This window comes from Polynucleobacter sp. 35-46-11 (assembly GCF_002281105.1).
The window spans coordinates 1-4207 of record NZ_NCFJ01000202.1 but is presented as its reverse complement, the minus strand read 5'-3'; the positions used below and the strand labels follow the sequence as shown (position 1 = coordinate 4207).

General features: G+C 46.4%; 5 protein-coding genes, 1 other RNA gene and 1 pseudogene. All 7 read left to right on the top strand.

The features are described from left to right. On the top strand, positions 1 to 698 hold a 698-nt coding region (locus B7Y67_RS11785; protein WP_293598807.1), incomplete at its 5' end, for a TonB-dependent receptor. 26 nt (positions 699 to 724) lie between these two features. Beyond that, positions 725 to 1618 (top strand): ABC transporter substrate-binding protein, encoded by an 894-nt coding sequence (locus tag B7Y67_RS11780; RefSeq protein ID WP_293598806.1) that lies wholly within the window; start codon positions 725 to 727, stop codon positions 1616 to 1618. After that, a complete protein-coding gene (locus B7Y67_RS11775) occupies positions 1585 to 2595 on the top strand; it encodes an iron ABC transporter permease (protein ID WP_293598805.1) in 1011 nt (336 codons plus the stop codon). Before B7Y67_RS11780 ends, B7Y67_RS11775 begins: the two co-directional genes overlap by 34 nt. Then, a complete protein-coding gene (locus tag B7Y67_RS11770) occupies positions 2592 to 3353 on the top strand; it encodes an ABC transporter ATP-binding protein (protein WP_293598804.1) in 762 nt (253 codons plus the stop codon). The genes B7Y67_RS11775 and B7Y67_RS11770 overlap by 4 nt, the downstream gene beginning before the upstream one ends. Positions 3354 to 3404: 51 nt before the next feature. Further along, positions 3405 to 3689 (top strand): hypothetical protein, encoded by a 285-nt coding sequence (locus tag B7Y67_RS11765; protein WP_293598803.1) that lies wholly within the window; start codon positions 3405 to 3407, stop codon positions 3687 to 3689. Then, positions 3664 to 3894: pseudogene (locus B7Y67_RS19530) on the top strand (cell division protein ZapA); the annotation flags it as partial. The gene B7Y67_RS11765 and the pseudogene B7Y67_RS19530, both read left to right, overlap by 26 nt. Before the next feature lie 99 nt (positions 3895 to 3993). Further along, a non-coding RNA gene (ssrS, locus tag B7Y67_RS11760) (6S RNA) lies at positions 3994 to 4207 on the top strand; the annotation flags it as partial.

Here is a 4207-nt window from a genome sequence, read left to right as displayed (position 1 = left end):
CCTATCGCTTTCCAAATGTAGATGAATTTTGGACTTGGTCTAGCGCTGGAGGAAGCCCATCATTTGGTGGCATTCTAAAACCGCAAACTGCTCAAACCTATGAACTTGGTGGCAATTGGCAGATACTCAAAACAAATTTGACTGCAGCAGTTTTTAGCTCAGTTTCTCAAAATGAAATTTTGTACAACCCTGCAACCTACAATAATTCTAATTCACCATATAGCATCAACAGAACTGGTGCAAATCTCAATTTCCTCTCTCCCGTGACTTCTCAACTTTCTATCGGTGGCGGCGGTACAGTGCAAAATGCTTTTTATGCTAACGGGCCCTATCAAAATCAAGCTATTGCACAGGTACCAAACTTATTACTAAATGCTAGAGCTATTTACGTACTAAACAATAATTGGTCTCTTGGTGGTGTAGTAAATTACGTTAGTAATCAGCGTTATGATGCCGCCCCCTCCTACTACAGCAGTCTTAACGTCATGCCGTCATACGCAGTAGGTGACATTTATGCGAACTATAGAATGGGGAATTGGGAAACTCGTTTAACCGTGAAGAATGTTGGTAATGCACAGTACTCAACTTATGGGGGTTATGGTTACGTTCAGTTCCCAAATAACAGTAGCGGAAATAGTTACTACTATTACGCAAATGATCCTAGATCAATTTATCTTAGTGCTAAATATAACTTCTAATCCAGTTAATTGGCACGGATAAATTTATGCAACCCTCAACTCGGACTCATTACCTGACAATCGGCGTTGCATTATTTTTTCTTGCATTCTCTTTGGCAGTGTTTGCTAAACCTCTCACAGTTAGAGATGACCGAGGAGTTGTTGTGGTGTTTGATAAACCACCCCAGCGCGTTGTCAGTCTTCTACCATCACTCACTGAGTCTGTTTGTGCATTAGGAAAGTGTTCAGCATTGGTTGGTGTTGATCGCTTTTCCAATTGGCCTAAATCGATTCAAGGCTTGCCCAAGCTTGGCGGCATTGGAGATATTAATATTGAGCGTATTGTGCAACTCAAGCCGGATGTTGTTTTGCTTGAGAAGGCGTCTCCTGTTATTGCCCGGTTAAATGGATTGGGCATTAAGACTTTTGCGTTGGATATCAAGTCAATGGGAGATGAAGAGCGCGCCCTTCAAAAGCTAGATCTTGTATTAGGTACCTCCGAAAGCGCTCGTGTTTGGAATCAGATACAACAAGAAATCATGCGCGCTCGCAAGCAACTTACAGACAAGGCAGACAATATTCGCGTGTACTTTGAAGTGAATCCAGCTCCCTTTGCGGCTGGTAGCACTTCTTTTATTGGTGAAATTCTTGCACGCTTAAGTTTGATCAATATCATTCCCGAATCTTTAGGGGCTTTTCCGAAGATCAATCCTGAGTTTGTGGTTCAGGCTAAGCCAGATGTCATCCTTCTTACTGAATCAACTGTTGCTGATATTCAGAAACGTCCTGGGTGGAACTCCATTCCAGCAGTTTCCAATAATCGAATTTGTGTATTTACTAGCGAGCAAAATGATGTTTTGGTTCGTCCCGGCCCACGCATGGGTGAAGCAGCGTTGATTATTTCTCAATGCATCCAAGAGAAGATGTCATCATCTCGGTAATGCAGACTAACCATTTTCTAGGCAAGCTATTCGCCCTGCTCATTCTTAGTGCAGCTTTAGTGCTAATGGGTACTCTGCTCGGAAGTACGGGTGCCAGTTGGAATATGTCAGAAACTGATCAAACCGTCTTGTTTGATATTCGGCTACCACGATCATTAGGGGCCTACTTTGCTGGTGCATTATTAGGGCTGGCTGGTGGGATTGCACAGAGCCTATTTCGCAATCCCTTGGCTGACCCCTACCTACTCGGAAGCGCATCGGGTGCCTTGCTTGGGGTTGGCAGCATTCTCTGCCTTGCCTATCTTGGCAATTCTTGGCTAGAAATTATTGGCCTTAATGGCGGCGCCTTTCTGGGGGCGCTGCTTGGAGTGATGGCCTCTCTTCTATTGGCGGGCGGTTATCGCAGCTCTTTACGGCTCTTATTGTCTGGGGTAGTGATCAGCGTGATCCTGGGTGCAGCGAACTCATTATTTACATTTATCCGCCCTGATCTATTTCAAAGCATTCAATCGTTTATGCTGGGCAACACAACTCTTCTCAATTGGTCTGGCGTTGAGATCATGGCAACTGCTTTGCTGATTTGCTTACTCATCACTCTTATCATTAGCCCCGCTCTGGATGCTTTATCACTCGGTGAAAATACCGCCCGCACTCTAGGTTTGCCATTAGATCAACTACGTCTGATATTGATTGGCATTCTTGCTCTTGCAACTGGATGCGCTGTTGCACAGACTGGCTTGGTTGCTTTTGTTGGGCTAGCAGCACCTCATCTAGTTAGGAAGTTTTCTGGCGGACGGCAACGAATACAGCTTTTATTCTCCTGTCTAGGTGGTGGAATCTTATTACTGAGTTCCGATCTGATTGCACGCACTCTCTTTGCACCGATTGAAATTCCAGTTGGTATAGTGACTGCAGTCTTAGGCGGTCTCTATTTGTTGATTCTGCTAAGACGCACTTCTCTTGGAGCGCGCTCATGAAAGCCCGCCAACTTAATGTATACAGAGGTCCTTGCGCCATTCTCTCCGACCTCAATATTGATATTCCACAGGGAAAATGGACTAGCGTTATTGGACCCAATGGCGCAGGAAAATCTTCCCTCTTACAGGCAATGGCTGGGTTACTGAAGTGGGATGGCTCCATCACTATCGACGAAGTTCCTTTATCTGCATTTACCCCAAAAGATCTTGCAAAGAAAATTGCTTGGCTCGATCAAGGCTCGAATAATTCAGAAGAATTTGATGATTCCTTAAGTGCGTATGACACAGTCATGCTGGGACGCATTCCGCATCAGGGGTGGCTGCACCTCCCTTCCAATGCCGATCATATTTCGGTCGAAAGGGCTTTGCAACAGACCGACGCATGGCATTTACGCCATCGTCCCTTACAGCAACTATCTGGGGGAGAGCGTCAGCGAGTTTTATTGGCGCGTCTGCTTGCAGTGGACTCCGACATCCTTCTCATGGATGAGCCCCTGGCCAATTTGGACCCACCTCATCAATCCGATTTTCTGAAATGGCAAAACGACTTACTGACTCAAGGCAAGACCTTAGTGACGGTATTACATGAGATTCAGTTTGCTCTCCGTGCCGACCATTTGGTGATGCTGAGTAAAGGCAAACTACATTTTCAGGGGTCAAACCAAGACCCTAGAACCCATCAGGCCCTAATCGAGCTATTTGATGGGCGCATTCACCTAGAAAAGCTGGGGGATGATTGGGTGGCTTTACCTAAGTAAGCCCAAAACCAGGAGTTTCACAAAGCGTTTTGCTAAGGCTACAATGCCCATATGACCGAGTACACCCCTCATGTCCCAAGTGACCCAACTGAATCTGATTCGATAGCCGAATCATTGCACAGGCTATCTCACAAAATTCAGCTGATCTCCGATGCCGTAAAAGCCTTACATCAAGATCGCAATCAGCTTGAGGCTAAGATTGAAGATGCGCAGAAGCGAATTCAGCACATTTTGAGCCGCCTACCAGAACAGAGTGATGGACGTCAATTGAACTTGCTTGGCGAACCCGTCACGCCACCTAACCCAGAGGATGACAATGAGCCAACAACGCATTGAAGTAACCCTCGCAGGTCAAAAAATCACCTTAGCCACGAGCGCTGAACATGAGCCTTTGCTGCGTGCAGCTTGCACATTAGTGGATGAGCAAATTCAGTTGGCAATCAATGGCGGCAATCGCAGCATCGAACGTGCCAGCATGATGGCCGCGCTGAAAATTGCTGGTGATCTCATTAAATTACAAACCGCGTCACATCAAACCTCTTTGCAGAGCGCTACATCAAATTCCGACTCAGAAGAAATTGCTCGCCTCCAGAAAGAAATTCACTCTCTGGAAGATCAAGTAGATGCTCTGATGCAAACCCTTTCCCTGCCTGGTTCGCCAAGGCCAATAGTTCCTTGAACCGATGCGCAAGCATCCGGAACGATCTTTACACTGTGGGCGTGAGCGTTTCGAATCTTCACAGTGGCAGCCTCGAGCTGTTCACTCCCTGGAGTTCTTAATGCACCCGAAACAGAGTAGCCGTTCCACCTTGAACCTTAGGGTTCAGGATGACGGCCTAGCGGCCAAGGCGGGG